The 15,802-nt window shown below is 43.0% G+C and carries 12 protein-coding genes and 1 pseudogene; 5 read left to right on the top strand and 8 right to left on the bottom strand.

Going from position 1 to position 15,802, the window contains the following annotated elements; all coding sequences use genetic code 11:
• Positions 1 to 114: 114 nt before the first annotated feature.
• The 3 genes from FHG67_RS20325 to FHG67_RS20315 all read right to left on the bottom strand — a co-directional run bounded on the left by FHG67_RS20325 (position 115) and on the right by FHG67_RS20315 (position 2,470).
• Positions 115 to 921, bottom strand: coding sequence for an SDR family NAD(P)-dependent oxidoreductase (locus FHG67_RS20325; RefSeq protein WP_004496643.1), 807 nt, complete (start codon positions 919 to 921; stop codon positions 115 to 117).
• A gap of 13 nt (positions 922 to 934) precedes the next feature.
• Positions 935 to 2,035 (bottom strand): MBL fold metallo-hydrolase, encoded by a 1,101-nt coding sequence (locus tag FHG67_RS20320; RefSeq protein ID WP_004500875.1) that lies wholly within the window; start codon positions 2,033 to 2,035, stop codon positions 935 to 937.
• A 66-nt stretch (positions 2,036 to 2,101) separates the two neighbouring features.
• Complete coding sequence (locus FHG67_RS20315; RefSeq protein ID WP_002617059.1) at positions 2,102 to 2,470, bottom strand: SirB2 family protein; 369 nt, start codon at positions 2,468 to 2,470, stop codon at positions 2,102 to 2,104.
• 479 nt (positions 2,471 to 2,949) lie between these two features.
• Here FHG67_RS20315 and FHG67_RS20310 point away from each other — a divergent pair, with 479 nt between their 5' ends.
• Positions 2,950 to 3,429: a peroxiredoxin gene (locus tag FHG67_RS20310; RefSeq protein WP_002617045.1), complete on the top strand. Its 480-nt coding sequence runs from the start codon at positions 2,950 to 2,952 to the stop codon at positions 3,427 to 3,429.
• Positions 3,430 to 5,151, top strand: coding sequence for a M61 family metallopeptidase (locus tag FHG67_RS20305; protein ID WP_004501565.1), 1,722 nt, complete (start codon positions 3,430 to 3,432; stop codon positions 5,149 to 5,151).
• Positions 5,152 to 5,195: 44 nt separating this feature from the next.
• Here the strand turns inward: FHG67_RS20305 and FHG67_RS20300 are convergent, their stop codons facing one another.
• The gene (locus FHG67_RS20300) at positions 5,196 to 5,951 is read right to left on the bottom strand and encodes an SDR family NAD(P)-dependent oxidoreductase (protein ID WP_004501590.1); all 756 of its coding nucleotides are present in this window, start codon (positions 5,949 to 5,951) and stop codon (positions 5,196 to 5,198) included.
• A gap of 80 nt (positions 5,952 to 6,031) precedes the next feature.
• On the opposite strand from FHG67_RS20300, the gene argB reads away from it, so the two are divergent.
• Positions 6,032 to 6,907: an acetylglutamate kinase gene (argB, locus tag FHG67_RS20295; RefSeq protein WP_004500888.1), complete on the top strand. Its 876-nt coding sequence runs from the start codon at positions 6,032 to 6,034 to the stop codon at positions 6,905 to 6,907.
• 156 nt (positions 6,908 to 7,063) lie between these two features.
• Positions 7,064 to 8,812: a SpoIIE family protein phosphatase gene (locus FHG67_RS20290; protein ID WP_004496670.1), complete on the top strand. Its 1,749-nt coding sequence runs from the start codon at positions 7,064 to 7,066 to the stop codon at positions 8,810 to 8,812.
• A gap of 139 nt (positions 8,813 to 8,951) precedes the next feature.
• Here the strand turns inward: FHG67_RS20290 and FHG67_RS20285 are convergent.
• Positions 8,952 to 10,252: pseudogene (locus FHG67_RS20285) on the bottom strand (ATP-dependent 6-phosphofructokinase).
• 111 nt (positions 10,253 to 10,363) lie between these two features.
• Here FHG67_RS20285 and FHG67_RS20280 point away from each other — a divergent pair.
• Positions 10,364 to 11,293: an LIC_20087 family outer membrane protein gene (locus FHG67_RS20280; RefSeq protein WP_004501572.1), complete on the top strand. Its 930-nt coding sequence runs from the start codon at positions 10,364 to 10,366 to the stop codon at positions 11,291 to 11,293.
• Positions 11,294 to 11,303: 10 nt separating this feature from the next.
• Here FHG67_RS20280 and FHG67_RS20275 read toward each other — a convergent pair whose 3' ends face one another.
• From FHG67_RS20275 to FHG67_RS20265, 3 genes are read right to left on the bottom strand one after another with little or no spacing between them, the layout of a single operon-like run.
• Positions 11,304 to 11,633, bottom strand: a complete 330-nt coding sequence (locus FHG67_RS20275; RefSeq protein ID WP_016759002.1) for a hypothetical protein — start codon at positions 11,631 to 11,633, stop codon at positions 11,304 to 11,306.
• 49 nt (positions 11,634 to 11,682) lie between these two features.
• Entirely contained in the window at positions 11,683 to 15,426 is a 3,744-nt protein-coding gene (metH, locus tag FHG67_RS20270; protein WP_142499940.1) for a methionine synthase, read from the bottom strand.
• A gap of 46 nt (positions 15,427 to 15,472) precedes the next feature.
• On the bottom strand, positions 15,473 to 15,772 hold the full coding sequence (locus FHG67_RS20265; protein WP_004496665.1) for an indolepyruvate ferredoxin oxidoreductase subunit alpha: 300 nt from the start codon (positions 15,770 to 15,772) through the stop codon (positions 15,473 to 15,475).
• Positions 15,773 to 15,802: the final 30 nt, after the last annotated feature.

Genomic DNA, 15,802 nt, shown 5'->3' with positions numbered 1-15,802 from the left:
GGGCGGGCTTTTAAAGTAGGAGTTCTTACAATTCTAAGACTTGGGAATAAGTTCTAAAAACAAACAAACGAAAATTAAAATTCGAACATAGAAAAAATCAGGAGAAATGTTCCCTTAATCTTTGGTATAAACAAATTGTTTTTTTAAGCCTTTTTTCCGGAGAATTGGACCCAAGATTGCGGCGGTTGCAGGAAATGCGTTTCCGATCTTCGCAAGAATACCGCGACTACCAGGGATCAAAATTTCAAGCGGTCTTTTGGTAAGAACCTTATCAAGAATGATTTTAGAAACCTCTTCCACCGTTAAAATCCTACCCCCGGAAAAAGTCATCGAAGCCTGTTTATAATCCTTTTGTAAATCCAGCATTGGAGTTTTGATCGCGTCAGGACAAACGACCGTAACATAAACATTCTTTTCTCTCAATTCTTGAGCGATCGCAAGGGAAAAACCTCTCACTGCAAACTTAGAGGTGGAATACAAAGAAATTCCAGAAATCGGAGCGACTCCCGCCAAGGAAGCGATATTTACGATATGCCCCGCTCCTGCCGCTACCATTCTGGTTGCGGCCTCCCTTGTTCCGTACATAACTCCCTTCGTATTGATATCGATATGCCGATCGATATGATTCGGAGGGACTTCATAAATATAACCGGGCAATAAATAACCTGCAACATTGAGAAGCGCATCGATCTTACCCCATTTTTTGATGGCAAGATCCATTACTTTTTTCCAATCTCCAGGAGAAGTTACGTCGAGTTTGGAAACAAGCACCCGACTTTTTTCATTTTTCCAAGGAATCGCGAATTTTTTGAGCTCCTTCTCGTTGATATCCGCGATTAAAATCGAATGCCCGGCGGCAAAAGCTTCTTCCGCTAATTTTTTTCCAAGACCGCCCGCACAACCTGTGATGAATAAAATCATCTTTTTATTTCCCTTAGAGCACCGGGGAACCGAAAGATAAACTTCCGAAACTAAAGGTAGGGGCCGTTCCCGGAAACAACCAATAGCTTGTCATCTCTGAAGAAGGCATAACGTTGTAAAAGTCCGAATTTCTGGAAGAAATTCCCGCCATTTCTTTTTCCTGAACCATGGAAATATACTGTTCCAACCCGCTCTCAAGTGTGTTTCCGTTTAAAATAACTTCCATACCGGTCGCCTTTGCGTATTTCTTCACTCCCGGGATCCGGGACTTTAACGGAGAATAACTATCCGCACTAACCCCGTTTTCACTCGAAACAAAAATCCCTTCGGGAGTATGAGCCACAAGAGAATGGTTTCCTGCGGTATGTCCCGGAGTACTTATCAAAGCAACTCCCTGTCCCAACGAGACGTCTCCGTCCAAGATCAGAATCCGATCACTTGCAACTCCTCCGGTTCCATTCGGACAATACCAATCTGCTTGAGAAGGAAGAAGCCCCTGAACCGAATCCCATTCTTGTCTCATTACCAAAAGTTTTGCGTTTGGAAAGTAGCCTTTTTCTCCGTTCGCCCCCAACCATTTACGGATATCCTGTGTATGAAGGTGATCGTAAGAAATATAATCGACTTTTTCGGGAGAAATCCCCGCGTCTTTCAAACACTCTTCCACTGTGTTCAAAATCGGTGCGATGATCTTTCTTCCGATGGATTGAAACGGTCCGAAAGATTCGGAAAGTCTTTTGAAAAACGGGGTCTCCGTATTTCCATCCAAATCGGAAGGAGAAAACAAAAGCGTTTTGACGCCATCCGGAGTTTTATACTGGATGATGAATAATCGATTGAGAATGTGCATATACGGAGTTGGAAGACTATAAGCATTCAAAAGCGCATAACGTGTAGGATAAGGAACCCTGATTAAATCGTAAGACCTGTAAAAAATCACTTGAGGACCGGAGAGCATCTTCTCCCGAAACTTGCGAGCCCTTCTTCGAACGTCCTCCAAACGATCTACCGGATGAGGCAGATCTCTAGAACCTAAAAAATCGTTGATGGATCGAATCGAAGAATCTTTCTTCGTCTTGGAAATTCCTTTTGCCGTGGATGTTTTTTTTGCCATATTTTTTTAATCCCCTTGAATGTTTTAGATTATATTCCTAGTTTCGTTTTCGAAGGTGAATGGAAATCAAAACGGTTTGTATATCGCGACATACACTACGAGAAGGCCAAGAAGAGGAAATCCGAACCAAAACATTTTTCCCAAAGACGGTTTTTTATAAACCACTGTCAAAAGTCCGCCATATGCCAGCCAGATCGCAAATTTTGCGATCACCCAACCCGGCCAAGACCAGATAACTCCAAGTCTTGCCAACATTCCGAATCCGCCTAACAAAATTAAAAAAAGTCCGATTCCATGCGTAATCGCTACGATTTTGCGATTGGAAAATTCTTTCGTACCCCCATTCAGAACATGAAGCGTAACCCCTCCAAGCGCGGTAAACAATAGAAGAATTCCAAAAATATGAATCATTTTATAGACTGTATAAGAAATCATAAGCCAGTTTTTTCCTCATTTCAAATTGATAGTTAAAAAGATTTTTAAAGACAATCCAAATATTTCGACAACAGTCGAAATCCCTTAAGCGCCGTATCACGGAATCCAATCTTTAAGGAAGAACAGACTTTGGCAACGATTGTTTATAGTCAGAGCCTGTAGCAAAACCCTAGAATTCATAATCTTTGTTCCGACAACTACCTTGCTGAAAAAACGCTTGAAACCGGACTTCAAAGTCTGTGAGGTTGATTCGAGGAAAATCATACTTTTTGGATGTCCGGCTTCACACGCTTGGGGCCTCAATCCGAGACGTTCGATCGCCGCAACGCTTCGTTATTAAACGAGTCGTTTAGCTTTTCAGAAAGTGTTGAACCCGATCTAAAAATTGTAAGTAAACCGTCTTTAAATCTTTCCTGCTATTTTGAAAAGCGGTTGCATCTCATTTGAATTCGGTATTCTTACTCCCGGAGGAAATTTGAATGTCGGATTCAATGTTAGGAACAAATCTGCCCACGATCAGTTTGGAAAGTACGGAAGGTAAAAACGTCAAACTTCCGGAAGATATCGCCGGTTCTTGGACTCTTCTCTATTTTTACCCTAAAGACGATACTCCAGGCTGCACCAAACAAGCCTGTAGTTATCGGGACAATATAGGAGAGTTCAAAAAAATCGGAGCGAAAGTTTACGGAGTGAGTTTGGATAATTTGGATTCTCACGGAAACTTCATCCAAAAATATTCTTTGAACTTCCCTCTTTTGTCAGATCCGGATCACAAACTCAGCGAAGCCTTGGGAGTTTATGGTGATCAGGAATGGAAAGGTAAGGTTTTCAAAGGACTTTCCAGGGACTCTTTTCTAATTTCTCCGAATGGAAAGATTCAAAAGGTTTGGAGAAAAGTTGACCCGACGACTACGGTGGAAGAAACTCTCCAAGAGATTTCCAAAGTCAGCGGTACATGATTGTCTAAACTTCACTTTTCTATTCAAGAATATCAACTTACGGGACATTATCTTCAAGTGGACTTGGAAATAATGTCCTCCCGAAAAGAAATAACCCTTTCTCTTCCCGTTTGGTCCCCCGGATCTTATATGGTTCGGGATTATTCCAGACATATTCATAAACTCGAAGTCTTCGCTTTAGGGAAAAATAGGAAACGTCCCGAAGTTTCGCAAATCGGTCTCGATTCCTGGAGCGTTCGCTGCGAAGGGCTACCGTTTCGCATGCGTTATGTGGTCTACGGTTACGATTATTCGGTTCGTTCCAATTATTTCACAACCGAGTTTTGCCTTTTGCACCCGCCCGCCTTGTTCTTATATCCGAAAGACGAAAAAGTTTCCGAAATCACATTAGAGATCTCGAATTCTCTTCCCTTTGAATTCTGTCACTCGGGTTTAGATGGAAAAGGGAAAAAACGTTTTTCCAAAAATCTGGACGAGTTCTTGGACGCCCCCATTCTTTTATCCAACCGCGAGGCCATTGCGTTCCGTGCGGGAGAATGTGCTCACGAAATCGTACTCGAAGGAGAATTATCCAAATCCGTTCAGAAAACTCTGATTCCGGATTTACAAAAGATTACGGAAGAACAAATCCGCTCTTTCGACGGCTCGCCAAATGACCGTTATCTATTTATTCTGATTTTATCCGAAGGGGCTTACGGGGGTTTGGAACATTTCAATTCTTCCGTAAATATGTACGATCCCTTAAAGGCGATTTCAAAAGACGGATATCTAAAACTTTTGGAACTTTTATCCCACGAATACTTTCATCTTTGGAACGTAAAGCGCATCCGTCCGATCGCATTAGGCCCTTTCGATTATCAAAAGCCGAGTTTAACAAGAGAATTATGGATAGCGGAGGGAATCACTTCTTTTTACGACGCATATTTTTTAGTCAAAACCAAACATCTCAACTCGGAGTCGTATCTTACGAAAGTAATGGAAGATTTACTGAGTTTGGAAAAATCGGAAGGCGAATCTTGGATGAGTCTTGAGGATTCTTCGTTTACGGCTTGGACCAAATTCTACAACCGCCCGAACGACCCGAACGCAAATAATACTGGAGTTTCCTACTATGTCAAAGGAAGTATTTTGGCTCTGGCCATGAATCTTTATCTTTTGTCCGAATCCTCGGGAAATCATTCTCTTCTAGATGTGATGAACGAAGTGTATCAAACTTTCCATTTGGGAAAAAATCGGGGGTTTACAAAAATCGAGTTCTTTGAAGCGGCAAAAAAACGCACCGGAATCGATCTAAAATTGGAATTCGGCGATTATCTTGACAAACCGATTCCGATTCCAATTGAAAAATACTTTCACAAAATCGGTGTGAAACGATCGGATTCGAATGCGGAAGCGGAACTCGGTTTTGGAACCAGGGAAGAAAAAGGAAACCTAGTCATCCATAAGATCGATTGGAAATTCTTAGACCCTTCTGTGGACCTGAGTCAAGGAGACGAGTGGATCGCATTGAACGGAACACGGATTCATTCCGGAAATCGAAAGAATCTTTTGAAACAATTTAGAGCGGGCGAAAAGATAGAACTTTTGATCGCAAGAAAAGGGAAAATCCTCAAAAGGAAAATGAAACTTTCCAAACGATTTCAAACGAGCCAATTTAAATTGGAAGAACACATATCCGAAAATCAGAGAAAGTTACGGAATCTTTTTTTCGAAATAAAGTAACAGAACGCGCGATCCGTATGAAAATATTCTAAATTTTAATTTTTTCAAACCGCAGTGATTCCGCCATCAACGGCCCAATTTGCGCCGTTGATATAGGAAGAGTTTTCGTTTAACATAAAAGATACGACCCTTGCGATTTCGTAAGGATACGCGATTTTTCCGGACGGTGTCATTTTAATGATTTTTTGTCTATGATCGGAAACCTGATCTTCCCGAATTCCCATCGACGTTTCCATATAACCCGGACTGACCGCATTCGTAGTAATTCCGAAAGGACCCCATTCATCCGCAAGAGATTTGACAAAACCGATCAAAGCGTGTTTCGATGAGGAATACGCGACCGAATTTGCGGAACCGATCAGCGATAAGGAAGAAGCGATAAACACCAATCTTCCCAATTGCAAATTTTTGAATATAGGCAAAAGAAACTTCGCAATCTGAAAAGAAGAACGAATATTTATCGAATAAATACGATCCCATTCTTCCAGACTGACTTGGGTGATTTTATGATAAGGCCCTCCGTATCCCGCACAGTGAACAAAACCGTACGGAATCTGTTTTTGGATAGAAATCGCATTTTCCCATTCGCAGAGCGAGGAAATAAGTTCTTCGTCTTTCGTAAGATCCGTATTCAGGAAAAGTTCTCCCGATACAATTTCCTTCGGAGCCTGAATATCTAAATTGGTTACGGAATAACCCTCGAATATAAGAGATTCGACGATGGCCCTTCCCAAACCCCCGCTTCCTCCGGTAAGAATCACATTCCTTTTTTTGTTCGTTTCTTGATTTTTCGGAGACAATCTCTATAACCTCATACGGGCAACTGATTATTCTCTATTTCTAGATGACAGAGCAAGACACAAGGATTCTTTTGTTTCTCATGGAAAAACTTTTGGAAAGAGTCAATCATATCCTAGAAGCCCTTCCTTACATCACCAAATATTCAGGCAAGACGATCGTGATCAAATACGGCGGAGCCGCGATGGATAAGGCCGATCTCAAAGAATCTTTTGCCAAAGATATCGTTCTTTTAAAGTATGTAGGCATTCATCCCGTAATCGTTCACGGCGGAGGACCTGAAATCAACCGTCTCTTGGATAGTTTGAAAATTCCAACCGAATTCGTTCACGGACATAGAATTACCGACGCTCAGACGATGGAAGTTGTGGAAATGGTTCTCACCGGTAAGGTAAATAAACAAATCGTTTCTATGATCAATTCTCAAGGAGGAAAGGCTGTGGGAATTTCCGGCAAGGACGGTAATCTAGCAAAAGCAATCAAAGCTCCGATAGAGATCGAATTGGAGGGAAAGGAAAAACAACTCTTCGATGTGGGGCTTGTAGGAAGAATCGAATCCATAAATCCAGAAATTCTTCATAACCTCCAAAAAGAAGGATTCATTCCGGTCATTTCCCCAGTAGCGGAAAGCGTGGAAGGAGACAGTCTAAACATCAACGCGGATACTTTCGCCGGTGAAATCGCGGGCGCTCTCAAAGCGGAAAAATTGATTCTTCTTACTGACACGGAAGGAATTTTGATCGACGGAAAATTAGCGACCGGCCTCAACCGAGTTAAAGTGAAGGAATACATTCGAAAGGGAGAAATTTCAGGCGGAATGATTCCTAAGGTAGAATGTTGTCTGGCAGCGATCGACCAAGGAGTGAATAGAACTCATATCATTGACGGAAGAGTTTCTCATTCCATCTTGATTGAAATTTTCACGAACCAAGGCATCGGTTCTTTGATCGAATCATGATTGACACGATTCCTTTTTCGAAGAGGGCACGTTCGATTAACGTCAATTTGTACCGTTTTTCCGGAAGTTTTCGATCCGTTGAAACTCCTTGACAAGGAAAACTTTCCTTTGTTCAATGATTGAATTCCTTCTACAAAAAAATCCCAACACCCCTTTATGAGTGAAAGGCAGTTATCCTTATCTTTAATTTCCAACATTACGGCGAAAATTAACTCGACCGACAACCTGGAAGAACTTCTTAACATTATCATAGAAACCACAAAAGACGTCCTCAACACGGAAGGTTGTTCCCTTCTTTTGTATGATCGGGACGAAGATTGTCTCGTTTTCAACATTGCTAAAGGCACAAAAGGAGAATCCCTTACGGAATTGAAAGTCCCAAGGGGAAAAGGGATTGCGGGAATGGTTCTGGAGACATTAGAACCGGTAATCGTAAACGACGCGAAAAACGATCCGCGAATTTATAGAAACATCGACGAGACCGTGGGGTTCGTCACCTACAATCTTATCTGTGTTCCGATGAGCACTCAAGGGGAAATTCAGGGTGTATTGGAGGCGGTCAATTCCCTGGAAAGAAAAGAATTTACAAACAAAGACATTAAGGTTCTTCAATATCTTTCGGATCTTGCGGCAATCGCAATCCGAAATCGAAAACTGATTCGAGATTTGAAAAGCCGCGCAAACGAGCTTGATTGTTTGTTTCAACTCAGTCAGGCGATTTCGAATATCTCTGAGATGGATCAATTTTTCAATCTCACCGTAAATTCCGTTTCGGAAGTTATGGGAGCAGAAAGAGTTTCCTTAATCTTTTTCAACCCAAAGAACGGAAAATACGAACTCAAAAAAAGTATCGGCTTCAGTCTTAAAGAAGACGAACATTTCATCAACGAAAAAGAAGGCGTAATCCGCAAGGTCATTGAAACCGGTAAACCGATTCTAGTCCAAAACGCCTCATCTATCATGGAAGACTGTGTTCGTCCCGAAAGATATAAAACCAAATCCTTTATTTCCGTTCCGATCCGTCAGGACGGAAAAATCATCGGAATTCTAAATTCTGCGGATAAAAAATCAGGAAACAGTTTCGACAATGCGGATCAAAACGTTTTGAGTACAATCTCCAATCAGATAGCGGAGGCTTATAATTCCCTTCTTTCCAAGGAACAAAAAGAAAAACTCAATTCGATCCACAGAGATATGCAGATCGCTTCCCAGATCCAGGTAAATTCTTTACCAAACATTCCCAAGAAGATCCAAGGATTGGAATTGGAAACGAGTTACATCGCTTCGAAGGAAATTGGCGGCGACTTTTACGACTTAATCTATCATAATCCGGACGAGGTCAGCGTTCTTATCGCCGACGTTTCTGGAAAGGGAATCGCCGCCGCGCTCTTTATGGAATTTTCCAAAACGATCATTGCGGGAGAAGTTTCCAGAAATTCCTCGACCAGCATCAGTTTGATGAGCGCGAACCGAATCATCCAGGAAAAATCCGGTTACTTTATGTTCGTCACGGTGATGCTCGCAAGAATCAATATGGCAAAACGAAAGATTCGTTATTCCAGCGCAGGTCACAACGAACAACTTCTCTATAAAGCCAAAGAAAAAAAAGTAGTCAGCCTTTCGGGCAAAGGGATGCCTCTCGGTATCAAAGAATCAGAGATTGACGAACACGAGCTCGATTATTATTCCGGTGACCTTTTAATTCTTTATACGGACGGGGTCAGCGAGGCGATGAACGAATCGAACGAGATGTACGGTCTCGAAAATCTCACCAAACTCATCGAACGAAACGGAGATATGCCTCTTGGGGCCTTAAAGGAACTTATTATCGATACGACCGACGCTTTTCGAGGGGAGGCGGACCCTCACGACGATTATACGTTGTTTATGGTTCGTCTTCCTTAAAAGATTCATAAGAAAGCGTTGCATTGAGTTTCCTTTGAATTTGGAAAACGTTCCTCTATCAGAAAATTATACTTTTTGCAATATGATTCTTGTCGAAACTTTTACAGAAATCGCTACAAAAAACCCTGACATCTGATCCCTATCCACTGACTCCTAACATATGCGCAGGTTGACCCGTGGAAGCCAAAAGAGATCTCCAGAGAGTACTTCTGTCCGGTTGTAATACTTTTCTTTCTTGGATCGCGACGGAAATCGGAAGATGTATGAATACGTTATTCCACATTCCGACAACCATATCAGTTTTACCAGCCATCCCCGCATGAACCGCGTTTTGAGCCAGAAAACCGCAAAATACGGAATCCTCCGCATTAGCCGGAATCGATCGAATGGTATAACTCGGATCTATGTATTTGATGTTCACCGGAATGTTTTCTTTTTTGAAAAATTCAGTCATCGTATCTCTGAGGAAAAGGCCGATATCCCCCAGTTTCAGATTTCCGGAAGAATCTCTTTCTCCCGTCGAATCGAAAAATTTCTGCCCGGCTCCTTCCGCCACGATGATAACCGCGTGTCTTTTTTTTGGATTCTTTTTTTGAGATCTTCGAAAAAGGCCCCATTCCCGTAGAGGTCAAAATTCACTTCGGGAATCAAGCAGTAATTTACGTTTCTAGAAGCAAGAGCCGCGTTTACCGCGATGAATCCGGAATGACGTCCCATCAGTTTGACCAAGCCAATTCCGTTCGGCGCTCCTTTCGCTTCCACATGCGCACATTCCACCGCTTCCATCGCTTTGGAAAACGCAGTAGAAAAACCGAATGTTTTTTGTACGTAGTTGATATCGTTGTCGATCGTCTTCGGAATTCCAATGACGGAAATTTCTATCTTTCTTCTCGCGATCTCACCCACGATCTCTCGAGCGCCTCGGAGAGTACCATCTCCTCCGATACAAAAAAGCATTTTTACTCCGTAAAAGCTGAGACAATCCACCATTTCGATCGGAGATTGATTCCCCCTGGAAGAAGAAAGCATAGACCCACCTTCATCCACAATATGCGCGACTTTTTCGGGAGTGAGTTCGATCGGTTCGTGGGAATATTTTTTTACAAGTCCTTGATAGCCGTAGGGAAAACCTAAAACCCTGGAAACTCCGTAACGATAGTAAAGCTCCATCACTATTCCTCGAATCACATCGTTGATTCCAGGACAAAGACCTCCGCAGGTTACGATTCCGGCGGTCACTTCTTTGGGAGGAAAGTATATTTTTTCTCTAGGTCCGGCCTGCTCGAAAAAATCGGGACTACCTTTAATATAAGAATTCCAATCCTCTTCCGATTGAAACACAGTTTTGAATATCAACCTGGAAGAATCACTCGTGTAATATTCATAATTCGCGGGACTAGGTATCAAACATTCGCCAAAATTTCGAATTCGTGTTTCCATAACGGGACCTCACACAAATAGTTTCGAGAATCCCCGTAAAAATCATCTCATTTTGCAATTTTATACTGACAGTTCTGTTCTATTTCCATAGTCTTACAGATGGCACGTCTTATGAACGAAAGGAACTCCCTCATTCTATTTTTGTTTTTATTCGGAGTTTCGATTTTTTCGGTCGAGGACCCTTTGCCGAGTCCGTTCGAACCTTATCATCTTTCCCGCGATTTCGATCTCAATCGACAGAAGTATTTACAGGTAATCGCAATTCCCTATAAGGATCCGATGGAACTCAAACTTGGACCGGAAAACAATTCCATTCCCCAAAAAAAAGCTCCCGAGATTACTTTTATCAAAACTCCCGGACTTTCTTTTTCAGGGATGTTCCAACCGTTCTTATTTTCCGTAATCCCTCAAGAAAGCGTTCAATTTTTACCCATTTCCGAAACCATTCTCGTAGATCAGATTCCCTCCCGAAACGGCAAACTCGTATCGGGAGCTTTTTCCGAAAAAAGGACCATGGATCGGATTACCGATTCCAGAAATCAGGTTCCGGGTTTTGGTTTGACGAGTTGGAATACGAACTCTCTGCAAAGCGGAAGCAATTCCGGAGTGATGTTTCTTTATATGAAACGTCATGCGGGTTTGGAAATGGATTTTAACGCGAGAATGATCGGCAACCAAGCAGGACTTGCGTTTTTAGAATCCGCAAGATCTACGATTGCATTCAACTACTCCGTGTTTCCGGAAATAGGGGAAAGTTCTAAGATGAATTTTTTTCTTCAATTTTCCAGTATCAAACGTTTCCAGGATAGGGGCTCGGCTTATGGCGGGGAACTGGGAAATCATTTTCGCGGCATGAAGTCCTACGAATACTATTTGAACCCCGGAATTTCCTTTTCCTCCAGAAATTTAAGTTTAGAAGGAATGGTAAGAGTTCCTCTTCCGACCGCAGTCCAACTTGGGGGAGAACAACACCAATGGATGCAGGATGTTCAGGGAATTCTCGGGATTAAATATAGTTTTTCAGAAACTTCCTCCAAATAACAGAAAAACTTTATTCTATAATCCCTTGTTTTTTGAGAGAGAAAATAAGATCCATCTTGTTGATTAAATGTTTTGCCCTTCCAAAGCGAATCATGCGCTTTGGCTCGGAATCTTGTTCTGAATAAAAGACTTCCAAGCAAGTTTCGATCACAGGGCAAGAATGATCCGTGCAACCAATTTCCGTCAGTTTTAAAATTTCGTTTCCCTTGAGTTCAAGAGGTCCTTTGAGCCAAGAAATCAACGTAGGATGAAACGAAAATTCTTCGGTTGCGTTTCGAATCTCAGAATACACTGGGCCGTGATCGTGTACCAATAAATGATTAGGAATAGTCGGTTCCATAATTCTCTACTCTAATGAGACGAATAGAATCGAAATTAAATTCGAAGTTTTATCGGGCCACCGAAACCGCAAGAGGATCATAAGCAAGATTCGGAGCCAGCCAACGTTCGACTTCTTCGACACTCATCGCCTTTCGTTTTGCGTATTCTTCGATTTGATCTCGGTTGATCTTTGCGACCGCGAAATATTTCGACTTAGGATGCGCAAAGTAGAGGCCGCTGACCGAACTTGCGGGCCACATCGCAAAATGTTCGGTAAGTGTAATTCCGGTATTTTTTTCAGCCTGCAATAGATCAAACAGAATTCTTTTTTCGGTATGATCGGGAGACGCGGGATAACCCGCCGCAGGACGAATCCCCCTATATCTTTCACGGATCAAATCTTCGGGAGAAAGATTCTCATCCTTATCATAACCCCAATATTCTTTTCGAACCTTGTAATGCATGTATTCCGCAAAAGCTTCCGCAAAACGATCTCCTAAGGCCTTCGCCATGATGGAATTATAATCGTCTTGATTGCTTTCGAATTCTTTCGCAAATTCCTCCACACCGTGTCCAGCGGTAACGGCAAATCCGCCGATATAATCGATTCTCCCGGAATCTTTCGGAGCAACGTAATCCGCCAAACAATAATTAGGCTCTGTTTCGTCTTCTTTTTGAATCTGCTGACGAAGAGTATGAAACACCGTCAGCAACTTAGAACGGAATTCGTCTTCGTAAACTTCGATATCATCCCCGATCGAATTTGCCGGAAAAATTCCAATTACTCCCTTCGTCTTAAAAAGTTTTCCGTCTACGATTGTCTTCATCAGCTTTTGCGCATCCGCAAAAAGTTCTCTGGCTTGTTTCCCCGTTGTCTCACTTTCCAAAATCGCCGGGTATCTTCCTTTGAGTTCCCAAGCGGTAAAAAACGGTGTCCAATCAATAAACGGAATCAACGTTTCCAAAGAAATTTCTTCGTCAAAAACCCGAATTCCCGTAAAAGAAGGTTTGTCGATCGTCGCAGCCGTCCAATCGATCTCTTCCCGATTCTCCCTGGCTTGTTCCAAAGAAATTAATTTCCTTTCCGCTCTCGTATTGAAATAATTCTCTCGTGCCGCTTTTTGATCTTTTTTTACTTTTTGCGTATAGGCTTCGTTTAAATCCGGATGAAGCAATTGATTGACCACGTTCACGACTCGGGAAGCGTCCACTACATGTACTACAGGCGGATCATATACGGGCGCGATCTTAACGGCGGTATGCGCGGAACTTGTGGTCGCTCCTCCGATCAAAAGAGGAATTTCGAAGCCGGTTCGTTTCATCTCGGAAGCCACATGTACCATCTCATCGAGCGAGGGAGTAATGAGTCCCGAAAGACCGATAATATTCACGTTATGTTTCTTTGCTTCTTCCAAAATTTTATCGGAAGAAACCATCACACCTAGATCGATCACTTCGTAGTTATTACATGCAAGAACGACTCCAACGATGTTCTTTCCTATGTCGTGAACGTCTCCTTTTACGGTCGCGATCAAAAACTTAGGGCGAGCGGCCGCATCCTCCAATTGATTTTTCTCTTCTTCCATAAAAGGAAGAAGATAGGCCACAGATTTTTTCATCACCCGAGCGCTCTTTACGACCTGAGGAAGAAACATTTTCCCTGCACCGAACAATTCTCCTACGATCTTCATTCCGTCCATCAGAGGACCTTCGATGACGGTTAACGGACGTCCGTATTTGACGCGTGCTTCTTCCGTATCCTGATCGATATATTCCACGATTCCCTTGACGAGTGCGTGCGAAAGCCTTTCCTCGACCGAAGTTCCTTCTCTCCAAGCTTCCTCTTTCTTTTCAGATTTGTCTCCGGAAGATTTTACGCTTTCGGCAAATTCCACGAGACGTTCGGTTGCATCGGGCCTCCTATTTAAGATTACATCTTCAACATATTCTAATAGATCCTTCGGAATTTCCTCATAGACCGCAAGCATTCCCGCGTTTACGATCGCCATGTCGAGTCCTGCTCGTATCGCATGGTATAAGAAAACAGAGTGCATCGCTTCTCTCACGGGATTGTTTCCTCTAAAGGAAAAAGATACGTTAGATAAACCTCCCGATACTTTTGCGCCCGGGCAGATCTTTTTGATCTCGCTTACGGCTTCTATAAAATCCATTGCGTAGTTGTTGTGTTCTTCGATTCCGGTCGCGACGGTCAGGATATTAGGATCAAAGATTATGTCAGTCGGACTGAAATTCGCCTTCGTGACAAGAAGGTCGTATGCCCTTTTGCAAATACGAACCTTCTCGTCCTTGGTCGCGGCTTGTCCTTGTTCGTCAAATGCCATCACGATCGCGGAGGCTCCGTATCTTTGAATTTTACGAGCGTGTTCTAAGAATTTTTCCTCTCCTTCTTTGAGAGAAATGGAGTTTACGATCGGTTTTCCCTGAATACATTTCAGCCCCTCCTCCAGAACGCTCCACTTGGAAGAGTCGATCATAAAAGGAACCTTCGCAATATCCGGTTCGCCCGCTATGAGATTCAGAAAATGTCTCATCGAAGCCTCTCCGTCTAACAGCGCTTCGTCGAAATTGATGTCGATGATGTTCGCCCCCGCTTCCACTTGCTGTAACGCGACGGAAACCGCTTCCTCGAAATTTCCTTCTATGATGAGTTTTTTGAATTTAGGAGATCCGGTAACGTTGGTTCTTTCCCCTACGAGTAAAAATCCCTTATCGGGGGTGACGTTCAACGGTTCCAATCCGGAAAGTCTCGTGATCTCTTCGATCTGAGGAAGAACTCTTGGTTTTTTTCCTTGGACCGCTTTTGCAGCGGCGGCGATATGTTCCGGGGTGGTTCCGCAGCATCCGCCCGCGATATTCAGCCAGCCGGAACTTGCAAATTCTTGAATATAGGTTCCGAATTCTTCCGGAGTCTGGTCGTAACCTCCGAACGCGTTCGGTAATCCCGCGTTCGGATAACAACTGATATAACAAGAGGAAACTCTCGCAAGTTCTTCAATATAAGGACGCATTTCGTCCGCACCAAGCGCGCAATTGATTCCCACCGAAAGAGGATTACAGTGCGCAATGGAATTGTAGAACGCCTCCACGGTTTGCCCGGAAAGAGTTCTTCCCGAAGCGTCTGTGATCGTCACGGAAAGACATACAGGAATTCGAACTTGAAGATCCTCGAATACTTGTTCGATGGCAAAGATTGCCGCCTTTAAATTCAAAGTATCGATATTCGTTTCGGGAAGAAACAAATCGACACCCGCTTCCACAAGAGCGCGCGCTTGTTCGTAAAAAGTCGCAACCAAATCGTCGAAAGTTATTGCACGAAACGCGGGATTGTTTACATCCGGAGAAAGGGTCGCAGTACGAGTCGTAGGCCCGATCGCACCAGCCAGAAAACACGGATGATCCGGATTTGTCTTTTTAAACTTTTCAATCGCGTTGCGGGCACATACAACCGCGGCCTTGTTCAAATCCGCGACGAGAAACTCCGTTTTATAATCGCCTTGAGAAACCTGATTCGAACTGAACGTATTCGTTTCTAAAATATTGGCGCCCGCTTCCAAAAATTTTACGTGGATCGCTTCGATTACGTCCGGTCTTGTCAAACAAAGAAGCTCGTTGTTCCCTTTGAGAGGATGCGGATGGTTTTTAAGAACCTCTCCTCTGAAATCGTCCTCGGTGAGGGGGAATCTTTGGATCATCGTTCCCATCGCCCCGTCTATGACTAAGATTTGTTTTTTGAGGAGCGAGAGAAGTTCCTTTGCTTTCGGATTCGTATAGTTCTGAACTTTATAAGTCATGAGCAAGCTTCTTTGATTGTTTTAAAAAATAGTATAACATTAAATTCTAATATTCCGGATTTACACATCCCTCTTTTTTGAGAGGAGTTTTCACGTCTATGATAACGGGAAAATGTTTCGCTTTGCGAACGTTCTCCGCGATCCAGCCATGCCAAATAGACGGAACTTCATAATCCGGATAAATCGCTTCCACCGGACATTCCGGTCTGCATTTATTACAATCGATACAGACGGAAGGTTCGATATAAAGACAATCGGCTCCTTCTCGAAACGCTTCCACGGGACAAACCGCGGCGCAATAGGTATATTTGCAATTTCTACAGGGTTCCGTGATTACATAAGCCATTGTTTTTCAAAAAGAAGAGAGTTGTGAAAA

It is taken from the genome of Leptospira weilii (genome assembly GCF_006874765.1).
Taxonomy (GTDB): domain Bacteria; phylum Spirochaetota; class Leptospiria; order Leptospirales; family Leptospiraceae; genus Leptospira; species Leptospira weilii.
The sequence above is the reverse complement of the archived record's forward strand: the minus strand, read 5'-3'. Positions and strand labels throughout refer to the sequence as shown.